We start from the raw sequence: 16,679 nt of genomic DNA on the forward strand, positions 1-16,679 counted from the left end.
GACTTATTTTCATAATATCCCTTTTTATGATAGCACATCCCTTACAAGTACGCCGTTTCAAACTGCTCAGGGCGTAGCCACACAGATATTTTTAGTTTAAAGGGTTACAACAATCAATAGTCCGATTGTCATACAAAAAAAGGACGCCCAAACCGGCGCCCCACTCTAAACGGATAGATTTAATATTCAGATTCAATAAGTCCGACAACAAGATAGAGGGGCGCCCTGTAGGGAGTCCTTTGTCCGCTACTTTAATTCGAAGACCATCAAGTCGCGACCTACTGTGATCGGGCCGGCGTAAATGCCAGCCATCCCCTCGATATACGCTTGCTCGGCCTCTGGATTCGCCTCTGGCGCGGGAATGTGATGCGTGAGCACGAGATGCTTGACTCCCGCCCGTTGCGCGATTGCAGCCGCTTCCAGCGTCGTCGTATGATACTTCGCGGGGTTTGACAGCGCCTTCTCGTGCTTCGGATATTGCGCGGTCAAGGCGTCAAGCCACGACTTGTTGTACGCTTCGTGAACGAGCAGATCTGCCCCGGTCGCTTGTTTCTCCGTATTGGCCACCGGAATCGTATCGCCTGATATAACGACCGTCTTGCCGTTATACTCGAACTTGTAAGCGATGGCCGGATAGACAGGGCGATGGTCCACTTCGAAGGCAGTAATTCGGATGCCGTCCTTGTTGTACACAACACCCTCATTGCATTCCGTATACTCGATTAGCGAGCCCGCTTCATCCGACAGATTATAGCTAATTCGGAGCTTGACGTCGAACTCGAAGGACTCCCGCATTTTACCGATGATCTCCTTCGTCGTCTCTGGTCCGTACACTTGCATGGGCACTGAACGACCTTCAAAGACACGTTCTGCGGTAATATGCGTGCGCCAACTCGTGATGAACACGTCGAAGAATCCTCCGTTATGATCGTAATGATGATGGGTAAACAGGACATCGGATATCCTTTGAGGCATGATGCCCGCTTTGATTAGTTGGTCCACCGTAGAGCCCCCGCAATCAACGAGGAACGTCTTGTCTCCCGCGAGCACCGCGGCTCCGGGCTTCGCTCTCCCATAAAAGGCACGGGGAGAACCCGTCCCGAGCAGAACGACGGTCAGATCTGGGTGGTAGTCTGGCCTCAAATTCATTTGTGGCTGGATATACATCGCTGTCATCGCTGTCAGCCCTCTCATTTTCGTTTTATTTGCCTTCCTGCGTCTCCTTCAGCAGCGACAGATCGTACAAGCCTGCCAGATCCAAGCCATCTGCTCCGACTCCCTTGATATAGCCGGCATCGACCGCCACCTGCGCCATTATCTTCAAGGAATCTTGGTCGATGTTCATCGTCAGATTTAGATGAGACAGTGTGGCCTTGATCAATTCGGCGTCCAAGCCCTTGCCCGTCAGTTCCTTCAACTCGTCGCTAACGAGAGAATATGTGTCGTCTGGACTATCCTTGATAAACTTGATTGCGTCCTCGTTGGCCAAAAGAACGGATTTGGCCAAATTCCGGTGTTCCTTCAGGAAGTCGTCGCTAGTTACGATAATCGTAAGAGGATAATTTCCCTTGTTCGGCGGAATCTGATCCCACTCGATGGCGATATTACCGATGCCTTCATTTTCGATCTGCGTCCCCCATGGCTCCGGCAATAGCGCCGCGTCTACCTGGCCTTGCTTCATGGCCGTCAGCGTATCCGCCGGAGCCATCGCAATAAGCTGAACCCCGCTATTGTCCGTCGACACCTCCAGGCCATGCTCCTGAAGAAGCAGACGCAAAGATATCTCATTCGTGCTCCCCTTTGTCGGGATAGCGACCAGCTTGCCCGCCAAGTCCTTGACGCTCGTCACGCCAGAGCCTTTTCTCGTCACTAGCACGGCGCCGCCGTTGTTCGCTCCTGACAGAATCTTGATGTTCTTGCTCCTTGTATATTGGTTGATTATCGGGCTTGGCCCGACGTAACCGATGTCGATCTGGCCTGTCGCCATTGCAGTCGAGAAGTCCGAGCCGTTATTAAAGCCCTGTACTTCGATCTTCACATTAGCGCCAAGACGGTCTTGCAGATAGCCCTTCTTGATCGCTACGAAGGCCGGAGCATGGGTCACGTTCTTGAGCAAGCCGATCCTCACCGTAATGGGGTCGACCGACTTGGAGCTTCCGTTACTCCGCGAGCCAGAGGTCCCGCAGCCGGAAAGCAGAGTCAGAATCAAGACGATCATAAGACTCGAATAAGCCACTTTTCTAAACATGCATCATTCCCCTTTTCCTGGTTAAGCTTACGTTTTGGCAGCATTCAGACCGTACTGGGTCCAGATCCGTTCCTCTATGCGCTTGAAGACGAGGTGGTCGGAGATTGTACCGAGAATCGCGATCACGAGTACGATGCAGAGCATAAGAGAGGTGTCGCCGAGACTTCGCCCCTCCTCCAGCAGCTGCCCCAAACCGATGCCGCGCGCAATGAGCTCACCGGAGACGAGTGCCCGCCAGGCGAACGCCCAGGCCATGCGCATGCCCGTAATGAGCTGTGGTATGGCTGCAGGGATCATCACTTGGTAAAAGAGTCGGAACCCGCGGCCTGTTCCAAACATCTCCGCCGACAACAGATAGATTGGAGGAATGTTCTTGATCCCACTCCGACTCGCAATCGTCATCGTCCATGTCGCCCCAATCGTCGTGATGAACACAACGGCGAAGTCGTTCAGCCCGAACCATATGATAGCGAAAGGTAACCAAGCGATGCTCGGCACCGTCTGCAGAGCGACGACGACAAATCCGAACGTCTCGTCCAGCAGCCGGCTCCGAGCGAACAAGACGCCGAGTGTCATGCCGATGCCGCATGAGAGGACGAACGCGATGAGGATTCGCCTCAAGCTGCTAAGCGTCGCTTCTAGCAGTTGCCCATTGGCCATCCCATCGTAGAATGTCTGCATCGTCTGCAGTGCCGATGGAAAGCGCCAGCCCCAATGCATTGTCCTATATGCCGTCTCCCAGATTATTAGCAGTAGAATGAGAAAGAGGGCTTTTCTCCAAAGTGTAGTCATTGCCATATTCCTCCTTCGCCACCTTCTCCAGTTCAGCGGCCAACGTATCCATAATCTGACTCTCGATATGGTGCAGAAGTGAATCGCCAGGCTCCCGCGGCCGTGCCGCCTGTACGCGGAACTCCTTCTTAATCCGTCCCGGCCGTGTAGACATGACGAGCACTCTGTCCGACAGTATGACCGCCTCCCGGATGTTATGCGTGATGAATAGAATGGTCTTCCGCGTGTTCAGCCATATTTGCTCCAATTCCTTATGCAGCAGCAGCCTAGTCTGTTCGTCCAGTGCAGCGAACGGCTCATCCATGAGCAGAATCTCCGGGTCCATAACGAGCGCCCGCGCTATCGCCACCCTCTGCTTCATCCCGCCCGACAGCTCGTGGGGATAGCGGTCCGCAAACTTCCCCAAATGGACAGCCCGGATCTGCTCCATGGCTCGCTCGCGGCGCTCCTTCTTTTTGATTCCCTTTTGCTTGAGACCAAATGCGACGTTCTCCAGCACGGTAAGCCAAGGATACAGTGCATGGTCTTGGAATACGACGATTCGATCAGGCCCTGGGGCCGTGACTTCCTTGCCGTTCGCTTCTACTCGGCCGTGATCCGTCCGCTCTAGACCTGCTACCAAGTTAAGCAGTGTGGACTTGCCGCAGCCGGAAGGACCAAGGATGGAGACGAACTCTCCCTTCCCTATCTCGAAGTTAATGTCTTCCAACGCAGTATAGCCCGCTCTACCCCGTTGCGCGAACGTCTTGCCTACTCCTTCTACCCGAATCATGCTCCCGCCCCCCATGGCTTTCCACATCGTTACAAGTGCTGTTGGAACTCGTTGGTATCGTGAATGACAACCATTTTCTTCTCATAGCGAATGATGCCTTCCTCCCGCCATCGACCCAATGTCTCCGTAACCGTCTGCCTGCTGCAGCCGATGACATAGGAGATCTCCTCATGGGTAAGCGAAAGCGTGACGACCGTCTCCTTCCCCACACGAACTCCGAGCTGCATTAGCAGCTGAGCCAGCCTCCAGGCAACCGGCCGTGAGATGAGCGTCTCTACGTAACGCTGTGTCTGCAGCAGACGACGGGCGTTGACCACCGTAAGCGCATAGAGGGCATCCGGATGTTTCTTCAGCAAGCTGGTGAATTGGGAAGTCGGAATCGAGAGAATCCGGCTGTCCGTGATGCATCGCGCATAGCGTTGTCTCTTCTGCCCCGTCAGCACCTCGGCCGCACCGAACACCTCGCCCTTGTGCCTCAGGAACAAGGTAATGCTCTGGCCCTCTTGCGCAAACTGCGAGATCTTCACCAGTCCGTCCTGGACGAAATAGATCTCCTGACTTTCTTCCTCGCTCCTGAAAATAAAGGAGTTCTTCTTCATGCCACAAGAAGAACCAAATTCCTGGAAGAGCTTCGCTAACGCGAGTTGCTCGGCTTCACCGTTATTCGTTACGGTTCCTTCCCAATAGAAGGACATACCCTCTTGGTCCATCGTCGTTCCACCCTTCTCTTGCTGTTGGCTAATTCAAAGTTTACCTATCGGTATTTACAATTATAATTCATGGTTTAAAACAAAAAAAGTCGGCTAGCCGACAAAATATAAGACGTATCATTGGTTTATTTGTCGGAGATGGTAGTAACAGAAAAGAATAAGGTGAGGAACGGTCTTATAAAAAATACAAATATTCAGGTTTTCGTCGTATACTTGGCGAAAGTTAGTCCATCTCTAAGAACACCTTTGGGTTCTCAAATCATCTGTCATTTATTGAAAGGGACAGGCTCAGTTGTATTTAGATACATGGCGCAAAAGAATGATAAATTTAAAGCATTAAGAATATGGAGGCACGAAACAAATGAACTGGGTTAAAGTGATGCTCGTGGATGATGAAGTGCTGGCGATTGAGCATATGAAAAATCTAATTTCGTGGCAGCAGCTCGGCTACGAGATCGTCTGCACGGCGAACAAGCCGTCTCAGGTCATAAGATTGGCGAGAGAGCATCGCCCAGACTTGATTATTATGGATATCGTCATGCCCGGCAAGGATGGGCTGGCGCTTAGCAAGGAGCTGCTGGCAGAGGGACTGGCGCTGAAAATCGTGCTGCTTACCTCCCACAAAGAATTTGAGTACGCCAAAGAAGCGCTCAAGCTGGGCGTGTCCAACTATTGGATTAAACATGAGATGGATGCGGAAACGGTCAAGCGAGAGCTCGGCGGTTTAAGGGAGGACATTGAAACCGATAGGCGGCTCCAGAAAAATGACCGCGGAAGACTGCTCGTTGATTGGCTCGGCGGAAGGCCTCTGTCGGACACGCAGTGGAGGACGGCGACAGCGGGCGTGGGCGAAGCGTTCGATCGGTTTCATCTGCTGGTGCTCGAGCCTGCCCGTATGATGCCGCTGCTGCCCGGTGTTATGCCAATTAAACCGGAATGGCCGACGGAGTGGCCCGATGTAAGAGATTCCAGCCTGCTAGCGGCGATCCCCTTTCTAGAAAGCTGCTTTGTTCTCATTTACGGGGATAAGAGCAGCAGGGGCGAGAGCAAGATGCGGGAGCTGCTTGAGGAAAAGGCGGCCGAGGCACGGCGTACGATCGAACAGCTGACGGGCCGCGCTGCATCCATGGCGATGGCGTACGGTTTGCCAAATCGGGCGGACGTTCCCGGAAAGCTGGCTGAAGCATTGAAATGGCTGTCACAGGCGATGTTTCATAGCCCTGGCCACTTGTTCCGATTGAACGAGCTTCAGCGTGAGGACGAGAAGCCCCCCTCACATCTGGAGTGGGAAGAAGGCCTCGGGAAGACGAAGGAACGGCTATCGGAGAGCCAATATGAAGAAGCTGCGCGCGAGGTTTCGGCCTTATTTTCGCTAGCTTTGATAGCAAAGGATGCCAGCGGATTCGCGGACTTGTGTCGGCAGCTGGTCAACCTGCTGAACCGCTATCGCGCCACTTGTGGACTGCCATCTCTAACGGAGACTTGGGCTGCTGGCCCGGGCACGAGAGCAGATTGGTCCTCGCTTGCGGGTATTCGCGATTGGTTTCTGCTAGAGTTGAATACGCTTGCACAAATGTCAGCCGGATCGCCCACAGTATCCCGCAAGGTGCGCCAAGCGCTGGAGCAGATGGAGCGCCATTACGGCGATCCCGAGCTCGATGCAGATACGCTTGCAAGGCAGCTCGGCATTTCACGCGACCACTTCCGCCACCTGTTCAAGCTGGAGACAGGCAAGACAGCGCTCGACCGGCTTACAGAAATCCGAATGGAGAAGGCCAAGCAGCTGCTGGATGAGGGAAACCTCAAGGTTTATGAAATCGCCGACCGGGTCGGCTTCCGCAATGGGCAGTATTTCAGCCAAGTCTTCCGCAAGCTGACGGGCATGACCCCGCTCGAATATATGGAGAAACGCAGGTGACCTTACAATGCGCATGAGGATACGCACCAAGATAATTGCCAGCACCGTTCTCGTCGTTTCCATTTCGCTTATTCTTAGCGGCTTTTTCATCTATGACTACGCCAAGGATATTATTCGCGAGCAGTCGATCAAGGACAGCCGGACGAAGCTCGCGCAAATTTCGTTTCAGCTCAATAAGATTCAAGAGCAGGTCGTTAAGACAGCGGAGTACATCGTATCCGACGAGGAAATAACAGCTCTCATTCACGCGCCAGCAAGCGAGGATATTGAGGTGAATTACTTCCGCAAGCAAGCCGTGCAGGAGAAGCTCGGGCGGTTTGTGGCGCTCAGCAACTTTATTCTGAACGTCGTGATCGTTACGCCGAAGGAGGAAACCTATTCCAACTATAGCGGTTACGAGGACTATTTCTCCGAGTACTTGAAGCAGGACTGGTTTGTGAAAATGAAAAATTCACGCGCTGCCTACAGCGAGCCGCATCCGTTCTTTTTTATTAGCGGCAACCGTCAGGTCTTTAGTTACGTGTTGAAATATCGCCCCATCGGGCAGGAGTTAGACGCGGAAAGCTATCTTGTCATCGATATCGCCTATTCCGAATTAGCAAACGTCTTTTTGCAAAGCGCGCAGGATTTCGAGCAAATCGAGCTGTTCACCGGCTCAGGCGCCCTGCTGCTTGAGGCCAATGATAAGCTGCCGGAAGCAGACCGGTCGTTCATGACGAGCGTCTTGCAATCTGGCGAGCCATTCGCGGAGGACGCCCGCACGATCGTATTGATGGACGATGCCATGAACCAGGGCTGGAAACAGGCGGCTTTGCTGTCTAAGAGCAAATTATTTATGAAAATTAATCGCGTGTTCTTTTTCTATATCATTATCATTGTTACCGCCATTATTGTAACACTGGTCGTCATGCTGCCCATTATTGTCAATTTGATGAAGCCATTGATCCGGCTGACGAATGCGATGAAGCGCGTCGCGGTCGGCGATCTCGGGACAAGCGTCCATATTCGCAGCGGGGACGAGCTTGAGATTATAGGCACAGGCTTCAATCGAATGGTCAGAGACTTGAAAAGCCTGATGGATACTGCCGTCCAGAACGAAACCTTGAAACGGCAAATGCAAATCGATTTATTGATGGCCCAGATCAATCCGCATTTTTTGTACAACTCCTTAAATACGGTCATTTACTTGTCCCATGCCAATCGCGGGACTGAAGCGGCCGAAGTGACGCAGGCGCTCATCTCCATTTTGCAAAATACGATTAAGACGGGGGAAGGGGCTGTACGCGCACCTCTGTCGGAGGAGAAACGGATCATCGACAAATACACGGTCATCCAGCAGACGCGTTATCCTGGCCAATTCCGGCTCATCTGGGAGATCGACGAAGCACTGCTTGATCGTTCGGTTCCCCGAATGGCGCTTCAGCCGCTCGTGGAGAACGCGATTGTGCACGGCATCATACCGTCGGAACTAGAGGAGGGCACGATTATTGTGCGGGCTTACCGGGACGGAGAACAGCTTGTCTTGGAAGTGGAAGACGACGGACAAGGCATGACGGTTCCCGAAGAAGGCTGGAGGATGCACATGGGGCAGGTGGGACAAGAACCGGAGCGTACAAGAGGAATTGGCTTGTCCAATATCCAAGACCGGCTGCAAACCCATTTTGGCGCATCGGCGCGTCTGGAAGTATCTAGTGAATGGGGCCAAGGAACCCTTATACGAATTATGCTTCCTTGGACGGAGCAAGCGTAAACGGCTTTCGCCATCCTCTGGCGGCAATGCTTCCGTTTCGCGTAGAAATTGAGGGGATCACCGGATTTTATACGAAATCGCCGTTTTGGCTGATTACCGGCTAATAGGGTCCTGAGTTACGATAGCAGTGTAAGCACTTACAAAACTATTTTAGGGGGACTCACCAACGTGAACATCAAAAAGAAGAGCAAATGGGTGGGCGGTTTCGTATCTGTGATGATGCTGACTGGGCTGCTCGCAGCCTGCGGCGGCAACAACACCACTGTAGACAACGGTACGGGCAACAATGGAAGCACTGCTGCTCCTGCGGTGTCGACTGCGGCCAGCACCGATCCGACGCAGATTAGCGGCACCGTGAAAGTCTGGGATTGGGATGAAGCGTTCCAGAAGGGCATGATCGTAGAATTTAATAAAAAATATCCGAACATCAAAGTCGAAGTAACCGTCGTTAATCCGAACGATTACTTGCAGAAGCTGCAAAGCGGCATCGCTTCCGGCTCTGACGTTCCCGACGTCATTCTTGGAGAGTCGGCCTACCGCGGCAAGCTGTTTGACCTTGGTGTGCTCGACAACCTTGAAGCGGCGCCTTATAACTTCGATAAAAACACCATTATAGATTACGTCGTGCCTTACGTCTCTAATTCCAAGGGCGAAGTCATTGCCGTTGATCAATCGCTAACGCCCGCAGGCTTCGCTTACCGGAGAGATTTGGCGAAGCAATATTGGGGCACGGACGACCCAGCTGAGCTAGAGAAAAAGATTTCAACCTGGGATGATTTCATCGCTGCCGGCAAGGAGCTTAAAGAGAAGAGTGCTGACAAGGTGCTCATGTTCCCTGGTCTTGGCGATGCCTTTCTTGCTTTAAAAGGACAGAATTTTGTTTCCTACGTAAACGGCACAGAAATCGATTTGACGAGCAAGCTGCAAAAGCCTTTGAACCGCTTGTTTGAGATGCGCGACGCTGGCATTATTGGCAAAAATGAATTGTGGACACCCGCTTGGTCGGCTTCCATGGCGAAAGGCGAGTTCATGTTCTATCCAATGGCACCATGGGGAGCCAAATGGCATATTTCAGCGAATGATCCCGATGGTTCGGGACGCTGGGGTCTCCTCAAAGCGCCAGAAGGCGGATTTACCCGCGGTGGAACAGCGATCGGCATCTACAAGGACAGCAAGGTTAAGGATGCGGCTTGGGCATTCATCCAATACGCCTACTTGTCCGAAGAAGGCTCCGCATTCAACTTTAAGACATTCGGCAATATGACCAGCTCCAAGTCATTCTATGAAACTCAAAAAGCGCTCATCGACGCGCCAGGACCTTACGACGAGTTTTTCGGCGGCCAAAACCTCGCGAAATATTTTGTCGAAAATATCGTTCCCGATATGAAAGGCGAGGCACAGTCCAAATACGATTCCGTCGTAGACTCTGTATTTAACGCTCTGTACCCGCTATGGATGAAGGACGGATCGGTTACTTCCGACTCCGCGCTGCAGAAGTTCATTCAGGAAACGAAGAATAAAGCGTCCGATGCGACCGTTAAGTAAATTTTGGGAAAACGAGGGATGACCGTGAATGCGGAACGCATAATTAAGACTTCCGCCGCATCCAGCAAACGCAGATGGGGGCCACGCATGTGGCCCTATCTTTTCGCCCTGCCTTTCGTGCTGACGTATGCGGCGTTTCAATTGTATCCAGTCCTATACTCATTCGTGCTCAGTCTGCATGACTGGAATGGCATAGGTGAGAAGACGTATGTCGGCTTTAAAAACTATGTACAGCTTTGGACGAATGACCCTTTGTTTATTAAATCCTTGTGGAACACCTTGATCATGATGGCTATGTTTATTCCAGTAACCTTGATTCTAGGGCTCACGCTGGCGTATTGGACTTTCCATTTGACGCGTGGCAAGAGATTATTTCAGACAATCAATGTATTACCATATATTACGACACCAGTAGCCATCGGCTTTATTTTCTCTTATTTGTTCGACTGGCAAACGGGAATCGTGAACCTGCTCCTTACGAAAGTCGGACTACTGGACGAAGCCTTTTACTGGCTTCAGGACCCATGGGGCTCCAGAGCGATTATCGCTCTAATGGTCATATGGCGCAATCTTGGGTATTTTATGATTATTTTCATGGCTGGCATGACGGTCATTCCGCAAGACGTATACGAAGCCGCTAAGATGGACGGCTCTACAGGGCTTCATACCTTCCGTAAAATCACAATGCCTCTGCTTCGGAACATTATCGTATTTCTCGTCGTCACATCCGTTATTAACGGCTTACAATTATTCGATGAACCGAAGCTGCTTTATGGCGGATGGTCAGGCTCGGCGCAGGTCGGTGGTCCTGACAACACAGCACTAACCATTATTTGGAAATTCGTGGATGAGTCATTCGGTTCCAACACGCGTTTCGGCTACGCTTCAGCTATTGCCTACTCGCTGTTCTTGCTAATCGTATTATTCTCCATTCTAAGCTACAAACTTACAGCACCTAAGGAGGACAAACGATGAAAGCAGCCAGCATGTGGTTTTGTCTAATTGTCATCTCCCTGCTCTCGCTATTTCCGTTCTATATTATGATCGTAATGGGGACCCATTACAGCGAGGATCTATTCAAAGGGATTCCTATCCTTCCAGGCAGCTATTTGGGGGAAAATCTGAAGACGGTACTGCAGGCCGACTTTATCAAAGTATACGGAAACAGCTTGATCGTATCGATTGTATCCGTCGTGCTAGCGACATTTACAAGCACGCTGATCGGCTACGCCGTGGCGAAGTTTGAATTCCGCGGACGCAAGCTGCTCCAGACCTTCGTTATCATCACCATGATGGTGCCGACCCAAGTTGGATTGATCGGTTATATTATCGAAATGAGACATCTCGGTGTCGGAAACACGCTGTGGCCGGTCATTCTCGTATGGGCAGCATTCCCGTTCGGTGCATTTTTCATGATCCAATTCATGCGCGATTCGATTCCAAACGACCTGCTGGAATGCGCGCGCATTGACGGCTGCTCGGAGCCTGGAATCTTCGTCCGCATCGTGCTGCCCATTATGAAGCCGGGTTTGGCGACGCTGGCGACACTGGTGTTCCTATGGTCGTGGAACAACTACTTGCTGCCTCTCGTCACAATCAACAAATCAGAGTGGTACACGCTCCCGATTTTCATCTCGAATTTAGGCATCGTGCATCGGACTGATTACGCGGCACGAATGACCGCACTTACAATGACGACGATTCCCGTCCTGATTTTATTTATCCTTGGTTCCAAAACGTTCATGAAAGGCTTGACCGCTGGAGCGGTTAAAGGCTAGACGTTATTGGCAATATGACTAGGCTCCCCCTACAGCAACAGGTTTTATGACAAACCTGTCTGCCGCAAGGGGAGCCTATTCGTTATTTTTCTAACTTTAGAAAGGTATCCGACATCCACTTAACAAAACGTTCCTTTTCTTCATATTGCGGGTAATGCGCCGATTCCGCATAAGGAAGGAATTCCTTGTGCATAGCATCAATACTGTCAAAATAGTTCCGAGCTGCATGGGATGAAGTCATAAAGTCATAGTCCCCCATAACAAAATAGAAGGGCAGCTCCAGCTTATTGACTAAGGTAGGCAATGGATGTTTAAAGACCTCCTCAATTAATATCCCCTGGGATTGGGTCATCCCTTTGTTGTAACGGATGGCATCGAGCAAGTTGTATTCGCTGGTGAACATCAAATTCACCAGAGAACCGTCTGGAATTTTGGTTAGTCTGGATGCCCCGCCGTATTTATTGACATAGTGGCGAGGAGTCAGAGCCCCACCCGTCTCAATAGCTTCCTGCAATTGCTCCAGTTGTGCGGTATCCTCGGCGTTTCCTTCTACTTGTGCCTGTCCCAGAACGTAATGCAGAGCGTCGATCTCGCTTTCTACCGTATCCCCCATTTGACCGATTCCAATATAGGCTTCGTACTTTTCAGGAGCTCTTGAAGCAGCTTGCGTAGCAAGATAGGTACCGTATGAATGACCGATCAGAATAATCTTTTCCTTGCCCAGCCGTTCCGCAACGTAATCCGTTACCGCCAGCAGATCCTTCACCAGCAAATCAGAGGAAAGATTAGAATAGTCCTCGTTAAAATGATAGGATTTGCCGCTGGCCCTTTGATCGTAGTTAACGATGGTAAACTTCGTTTCCAATAGATCCTGCATGCTTTTTGCAAAGGGAATTTCCGAAGCGCCTGGCCCTCCATGCACATTCAAAATAACCGGATTATTTCGATTGTTGCCCCTAATCATAATCTCTTGTTTGGTCCCATTCAGATCAACGTGCTCCAGCACACTTATACTATTCTCGCCTTTTATACGAGGCGTCCATGTCGGGAAGAAGAGGGTTAGACAGACTAGCGCAATAAGCGCGATGCTAATGATCAAGGTTGGTTTTACAATGTTTTTCATTTCATGCGTTCCTTTCAAATTCATAATCTATCAGCTAATGATTCCATAATACTCCACTGCCGATTATTCTAAATCCATCTCATGGATGAAATAAGGCACCGTCTCTGGTTGTATATGAGAAAATAGGGAGCTCTGCCCTTCCCCGCCCCATGTTCAGTTTTTGTAAATATGCCTCCTTTATAATCAAAAGGATATTTAATCATTGGGAGGTAAGTTGATGAACGCTTCATTCAAAAAATATGCTGCCGAATTCATTGGAACATTCGTGCTTGTTCTGTTCGGCTGCGGCAGTGCCGCTACAGCGGGAGGTGAGCTTGGCTATTTGGGCATTGCATTGGCATTCGGTCTGACTATTGTGGCGATGGCCTATGTCATCGGTCCAATATCGGGGTGTCATATTAACCCCGCGGTTTCACTTGCCATGCTTATTAGCCGCAAGCTAACGGGGGCGGATTTCATTGGGTACGTGGTTTCGCAAATCGCTGGTGCTCTTGCTGGCTCCGCCATTTTGTACGCAATTATTGTGTCCGCAGGCCTGCCCACAACGGGGCTTGGTCAGAATGGCTTTGGCCCTGGGTATGGAATCGGGATTTCAGCGCTGATGGCATTCATAGTCGAAATCATCTTAACCTTCGTATTTATTTATACGATACTGGGCGTCACCTCCACTGAGGGCAATGGAAATGTAACGGGCCTCGTTATCGGACTGACGCTCGCTTTTGTGCATATTCTTGGCATCGCCTTAACCGGAACTTCTGTCAATCCGGCAAGAAGCTTGGGCCCTGCATTGCTGCTTGGCGGCGAAGCGTTATCCCAAGTGTGGGTGTTTCTTATTGCCCCGCTTGCCGGCTCGGTACTGGCCGTTGCCACTTACAAGTGGCTGAACAGCCCTAAGGGGAAGCAAGCCTAAAATGATTTCAAGCTCGTTTTGAGGAATTTCGGGAGGAGAGAGCTGCTGGGAGGTTTTCCAGCAGCCTTTTTACGTGTATTTTTCCATAAAAAAAGACCCCCTCAATAGATGAGAAGGCGATCACTGATACCATTTATAAATCTGAAGAAATTCCTCTGAAGGGTGGAGGCCAAGCTCATTAAACAACAATTGCGTATAGTGCTCATAATAGCTGCTTATGGACTGCCGATCCCCCATAGCCACGAGAATTTTCAGCAGCAGCAGATTTGATTCCTCTTCAAATTCATTGCGGGCTACCATTCTTCTCATTATTTGCGCCGCTTCTCTAAATCGCTTCTGGTCCAGCAGCCAGCTTGCAAGACGCTTAGCCAAGGAATCATAGATAATGGCTAGTCTCTCCCGCTCCACAGCTGCCCACTCAAAAGATTTATCATCAAACAAATCGCCAGTAAATTGCTTCTCCAGCTCTATAGCCGTCTCTGCATTGGATGCATGGATTTCATATAGAGCCTTCGCCTGCTGCTCAAACTGGATAAAATCGACATCGGCATGATCCAAATCAACCCGATACTGCTCTTGCGCTGAGATGACCACCTCTTTCAACCCATGCGGTGACAAGACTTTTCTAAGCTGGTATGCCGCTGTACGGAGATACGTTTCTGCATTTTTAAGAGGCATTTCCGGGAAAACATCCTCTAAAATACGGGTTTTAGAGGTGCTGCGGCCATGATTGATGAGCAAATAAGCGAATAATTCCATGCTCTTTTTAGAAATCCATCTTACGTCACCTTCTTGCCTGCTGCTCACCTCGAAACACCCTAAGCCGCGAACCACTAGTCGATTAGTCGTAAGATCCTCCGCAGGATGGGAAGAAGCGTCCTGTCTTCTAGCCGCTTGTGTAATGGTCTTGGCCAAGCGCTTTCGGGAAACCGGTTTAACCATATAGTCCAATGGATAAACATCGTAAGCTTCAATGGCAAATTCAGAGTGGGATGTCGTAAATACAATATCCAGCTTAGCACGAAGCGAACGCAAGCTATGGGCGAGCTCGAGACCGTCATCCCCAGCTATCCTGATATCTAAAAATGCCAGCTCCACGTCATTTGCCCGAACGAAGTCCAGCGCCTCAGCAGCCTTCTGGAAGCTTCCCACAAGCTCTACGTCGTCCATAGTAGACAACAGCCGCTTCATAGCAAGCAGCATAGCAGGCTCATCGTCAACGATAACCACCTTCATCGCTCTGTTCCGCCTCTCACGCTGAATTGAAATAGGCTTCCTTGTCCTAATTTACTCTCCACCCATAAGTTTCCCCCGCCTAGTTTGACAAACTGCCGGCTTACAAGCAGACCTAGTCCCGCTCCCTTTTCTCCTAAAGTGCCCGTCAATGAGTCCAGCTGCTGCTCACTAAGCAGCCTGTGAACCTGATCCTCATCCATTCCAACTCCATCATCACGGACTGAAATGATCACCATATCCTCCGATAACTCGGCCCCTATATGAACAGACCCGCCCAGCCCAGTAAATTTAATTGCGTTGGATAACAAATTGCGGATAACTAAGCCAAGCACCTGTTGATCAGCATATACATAAGTCTCTGCAGCAAGGGTGTGATGTACATTTATTTGTTTAGCCTCGCTAGTAATATGCAGCAGATGGAAGCATTCCTCTACAATCTCAGACAGCTCCAGCAGCTGTGGCCGGAGGATCACGTCTTCCCGCTGGCTGCGAAACCACTCCAGCAAATTATTGGCTATGCCGAGCGTATTACGGATCTGGCCACCCAGCGCCTCAACGATTTCCCGGTGATCGCTCGCCATTTTGTTTCTGTCTTCTTCTAGAAGCTCCACTAGTTGAAATTGCAAGGCCAGTGGACTGCGAATATCATGAGAGACGATCGTAAACAGTTGATCCTTCAGCTGGTTAAGCTGTGCGATTTGTTCCAAATGGCGCTGCTTCTCTGTTATATCGAAGATAAGGGAAATACTGCCCTGCGTATGCTTGCTCTGCTTTTGCAGCGGATATACGTTTATGCTGTAAATTCTCCTCTCGCCATTGAGCCAAGTATCAATCTCCACACTGCCCTGCTGCATAGACATGCACAACTTCTGCCATTGCGGCCATGGTGCTAGCAGCTCCGCCATTCCCCGGTCATAAATTTCGGCATGACCCAGCTCTAAAAACCACTGAACAGCCTTTTTATTGCTGTCGATGATCTTTCCTGAAGCATTTGCAATCAATATACTTTCCTGAAGCGTGTCGAGCACGGCATCCCTAGCATAAGGAACAATAGAGAAAAACTTATACCGCATGGCAATGACCATCATGATCATACCTGTAAATCCACAATAAACCGAGAGCCTTAGCAGCCATGACGACATTTCCGGATTCACGAATTTAATAATCTCAAGCACCAGTGGCAATGATCCTAGACCTAGAACCCACATGCCTGGCTTGCGAAAATCATCTCGAATATTTCGCACATAATGAATTAAAAAATAAATACATACAGCCACGATGCTGTAACAAAAGAGCGTAAATAGGATGGAATAAATGGTTTTTGTCGTTATTAATTCGCCATTATAGAGCTCAATCGTGCGAAAAATCAAGTGAAGCTCGGGGTCGAACCATACCAGCAGCGACCATAGCACGAATACCGTGAACAGCAGCACTTTCCATCGAAGCTTAATAACCTTGTCGGAGCCGATCAAATAATACACAAATAAAACTAAGAAAGGCACCATTAAATTAAGCATCGTATGCTGAACATTACGAAAAATCAGCTTTTCCAGTAAGAGGGGACGGTTCTGCTCCAAAATGATAGCACCAGAGTAAATCATTCGGCATACCGTCAAACCAATGAGATAGCCCACTCCGCGCACTCTTCTAAAACCATACTCTGATAATAAAATAATTCCCATCATTATCAATGAAGCAATCATAGAGACGAGCTCTATTGTGAAATCCATATGGAAGGTCCCTCTATATTTGACATAAATAGAATAATGACTTTCTACTCTCTTCATACAGTATACGAATACGAAACCATAGAGCGCAATATATGCCGCCTCCTATTTCAACAAATAAACCTATTATTCGACAGCATGGGGTGGGGGGATGAGACCGCAGCGTATAT

Annotated in this window: 14 protein-coding genes; 6 read left to right on the plus strand and 8 right to left on the minus strand. The window is 50.0% G+C overall.

Features of this window, described 5'->3' with window-relative positions; all coding sequences use genetic code 11:
* Positions 1-246 precede the first annotated feature (246 nt).
* From ACSR9A_RS04955 to ACSR9A_RS04975, 5 genes are read right to left on the minus strand one after another with little or no spacing between them, the layout of a single operon-like run.
* On the minus strand, positions 247-1,176 hold the full coding sequence (locus ACSR9A_RS04955; protein ID WP_473755998.1) for an MBL fold metallo-hydrolase: 930 nt from the start codon (positions 1,174-1,176) through the stop codon (positions 247-249).
* 25 nt (positions 1,177-1,201) lie between these two features.
* On the minus strand, positions 1,202-2,248 hold the full coding sequence (locus ACSR9A_RS04960) for an ABC transporter substrate-binding protein (RefSeq protein WP_473755999.1): 1,047 nt from the start codon (positions 2,246-2,248) through the stop codon (positions 1,202-1,204).
* A gap of 27 nt (positions 2,249-2,275) precedes the next feature.
* Positions 2,276-2,968, minus strand: a complete 693-nt coding sequence (locus ACSR9A_RS04965; RefSeq protein ID WP_341280178.1) for an ABC transporter permease — start codon at positions 2,966-2,968, stop codon at positions 2,276-2,278.
* 4 nt (positions 2,969-2,972) lie between these two features.
* Positions 2,973-3,812: an ABC transporter ATP-binding protein gene (locus ACSR9A_RS04970; RefSeq protein WP_473756000.1), complete on the minus strand. Its 840-nt coding sequence runs from the start codon at positions 3,810-3,812 to the stop codon at positions 2,973-2,975.
* Positions 3,813-3,841: 29 nt separating this feature from the next.
* Positions 3,842-4,522: a Crp/Fnr family transcriptional regulator gene (locus ACSR9A_RS04975; RefSeq protein WP_473756001.1), complete on the minus strand. Its 681-nt coding sequence runs from the start codon at positions 4,520-4,522 to the stop codon at positions 3,842-3,844.
* A gap of 361 nt (positions 4,523-4,883) precedes the next feature.
* Between ACSR9A_RS04975 and ACSR9A_RS04980 the strand changes: the two genes are divergently transcribed.
* The 5 genes from ACSR9A_RS04980 to ACSR9A_RS05000 all read left to right on the plus strand — a co-directional run bounded on the left by ACSR9A_RS04980 (position 4,884) and on the right by ACSR9A_RS05000 (position 11,513).
* A complete protein-coding gene (locus ACSR9A_RS04980) occupies positions 4,884-6,440 on the plus strand; it encodes a response regulator transcription factor (RefSeq protein ID WP_473756002.1) in 1,557 nt (518 codons plus the stop codon).
* 7 nt (positions 6,441-6,447) lie between these two features.
* Positions 6,448-8,190 carry a sensor histidine kinase gene (locus ACSR9A_RS04985; RefSeq protein WP_473756003.1) on the plus strand — a complete coding sequence of 581 codons (1,743 nt, stop codon included), beginning with the start codon at positions 6,448-6,450 and terminating at the stop codon, positions 8,188-8,190.
* A gap of 168 nt (positions 8,191-8,358) precedes the next feature.
* Complete coding sequence (locus tag ACSR9A_RS04990; protein ID WP_473756004.1) at positions 8,359-9,735, plus strand: ABC transporter substrate-binding protein; 1,377 nt, start codon at positions 8,359-8,361, stop codon at positions 9,733-9,735.
* A gap of 87 nt (positions 9,736-9,822) precedes the next feature.
* Positions 9,823-10,710: a carbohydrate ABC transporter permease gene (locus ACSR9A_RS04995; RefSeq protein WP_341280184.1), complete on the plus strand. Its 888-nt coding sequence runs from the start codon at positions 9,823-9,825 to the stop codon at positions 10,708-10,710.
* Positions 10,707-11,513, plus strand: coding sequence for a carbohydrate ABC transporter permease (locus ACSR9A_RS05000; protein WP_341280185.1), 807 nt, complete (start codon positions 10,707-10,709; stop codon positions 11,511-11,513). Before ACSR9A_RS04995 ends, ACSR9A_RS05000 begins: the two co-directional genes overlap by 4 nt.
* Positions 11,514-11,595: 82 nt before the next feature.
* Here ACSR9A_RS05000 and ACSR9A_RS05005 read toward each other — a convergent pair whose 3' ends face one another.
* On the minus strand, positions 11,596-12,636 hold the full coding sequence (locus ACSR9A_RS05005) for an alpha/beta fold hydrolase (RefSeq protein WP_473756005.1): 1,041 nt from the start codon (positions 12,634-12,636) through the stop codon (positions 11,596-11,598).
* A 217-nt stretch (positions 12,637-12,853) separates the two neighbouring features.
* Between ACSR9A_RS05005 and ACSR9A_RS05010 the strand changes: the two genes are divergently transcribed.
* Positions 12,854-13,546 (plus strand): MIP/aquaporin family protein, encoded by a 693-nt coding sequence (locus ACSR9A_RS05010; RefSeq protein WP_473756007.1) that lies wholly within the window; start codon positions 12,854-12,856, stop codon positions 13,544-13,546.
* A gap of 120 nt (positions 13,547-13,666) precedes the next feature.
* Here ACSR9A_RS05010 and ACSR9A_RS05015 read toward each other — a convergent pair whose 3' ends face one another.
* Together ACSR9A_RS05015 and ACSR9A_RS05020 are read right to left on the minus strand one after the other, a co-directional pair.
* A complete protein-coding gene (locus ACSR9A_RS05015) occupies positions 13,667-14,782 on the minus strand; it encodes a response regulator (RefSeq protein WP_473756008.1) in 1,116 nt (371 codons plus the stop codon).
* Positions 14,779-16,512: a sensor histidine kinase gene (locus ACSR9A_RS05020; RefSeq protein ID WP_473756009.1), complete on the minus strand. Its 1,734-nt coding sequence runs from the start codon at positions 16,510-16,512 to the stop codon at positions 14,779-14,781. The genes ACSR9A_RS05015 and ACSR9A_RS05020 overlap by 4 nt, the downstream gene beginning before the upstream one ends.
* Positions 16,513-16,679 lie beyond the last annotated feature (167 nt).

The sequence above is a fragment of the Paenibacillus sp. R-74696 genome, from assembly GCF_055814915.1.

Excerpts from the sequence above, each read along its gene's own strand:
- ACSR9A_RS04955 (WP_473755998.1), bottom strand. The coding sequence starts at position 1,176 with ATGACAGCGATGTATATCCAGCCACAAATGAATTTGAGGCCAGACTAC.
- ACSR9A_RS04960 (WP_473755999.1), bottom strand. The coding sequence starts at position 2,248 with ATGTTTAGAAAAGTGGCTTATTCGAGTCTTATGATCGTCTTGATTCTG.
- ACSR9A_RS04965 (WP_341280178.1), bottom strand. The coding sequence starts at position 2,968 with ATGCATTGGGGCTGGCGCTTTCCATCGGCACTGCAGACGATGCAGACA.
- ACSR9A_RS04970 (WP_473756000.1), bottom strand. The coding sequence starts at position 3,812 with ATGATTCGGGTAGAAGGAGTAGGCAAGACGTTCGCGCAACGGGGTAGA.
- ACSR9A_RS04975 (WP_473756001.1), bottom strand. The coding sequence starts at position 4,522 with ATGGACCAAGAGGGTATGTCCTTCTATTGGGAAGGAACCGTAACGAAT.
- ACSR9A_RS04980 (WP_473756002.1), top strand. The coding sequence starts at position 4,884 with ATGAACTGGGTTAAAGTGATGCTCGTGGATGATGAAGTGCTGGCGATT.
- ACSR9A_RS04985 (WP_473756003.1), top strand. The coding sequence starts at position 6,448 with ATGCGCATGAGGATACGCACCAAGATAATTGCCAGCACCGTTCTCGTC.
- ACSR9A_RS04995 (WP_341280184.1), top strand. The coding sequence starts at position 9,823 with ATGTGGCCCTATCTTTTCGCCCTGCCTTTCGTGCTGACGTATGCGGCG.
- ACSR9A_RS05000 (WP_341280185.1), top strand. The coding sequence starts at position 10,707 with ATGAAAGCAGCCAGCATGTGGTTTTGTCTAATTGTCATCTCCCTGCTC.
- ACSR9A_RS05005 (WP_473756005.1), bottom strand. The coding sequence starts at position 12,636 with ATGAAAAACATTGTAAAACCAACCTTGATCATTAGCATCGCGCTTATT.
- ACSR9A_RS05010 (WP_473756007.1), top strand. The coding sequence starts at position 12,854 with ATGAACGCTTCATTCAAAAAATATGCTGCCGAATTCATTGGAACATTC.
- ACSR9A_RS05015 (WP_473756008.1), bottom strand. The coding sequence starts at position 14,782 with ATGAAGGTGGTTATCGTTGACGATGAGCCTGCTATGCTGCTTGCTATG.
- ACSR9A_RS05020 (WP_473756009.1), bottom strand. The coding sequence starts at position 16,512 with ATGGATTTCACAATAGAGCTCGTCTCTATGATTGCTTCATTGATAATG.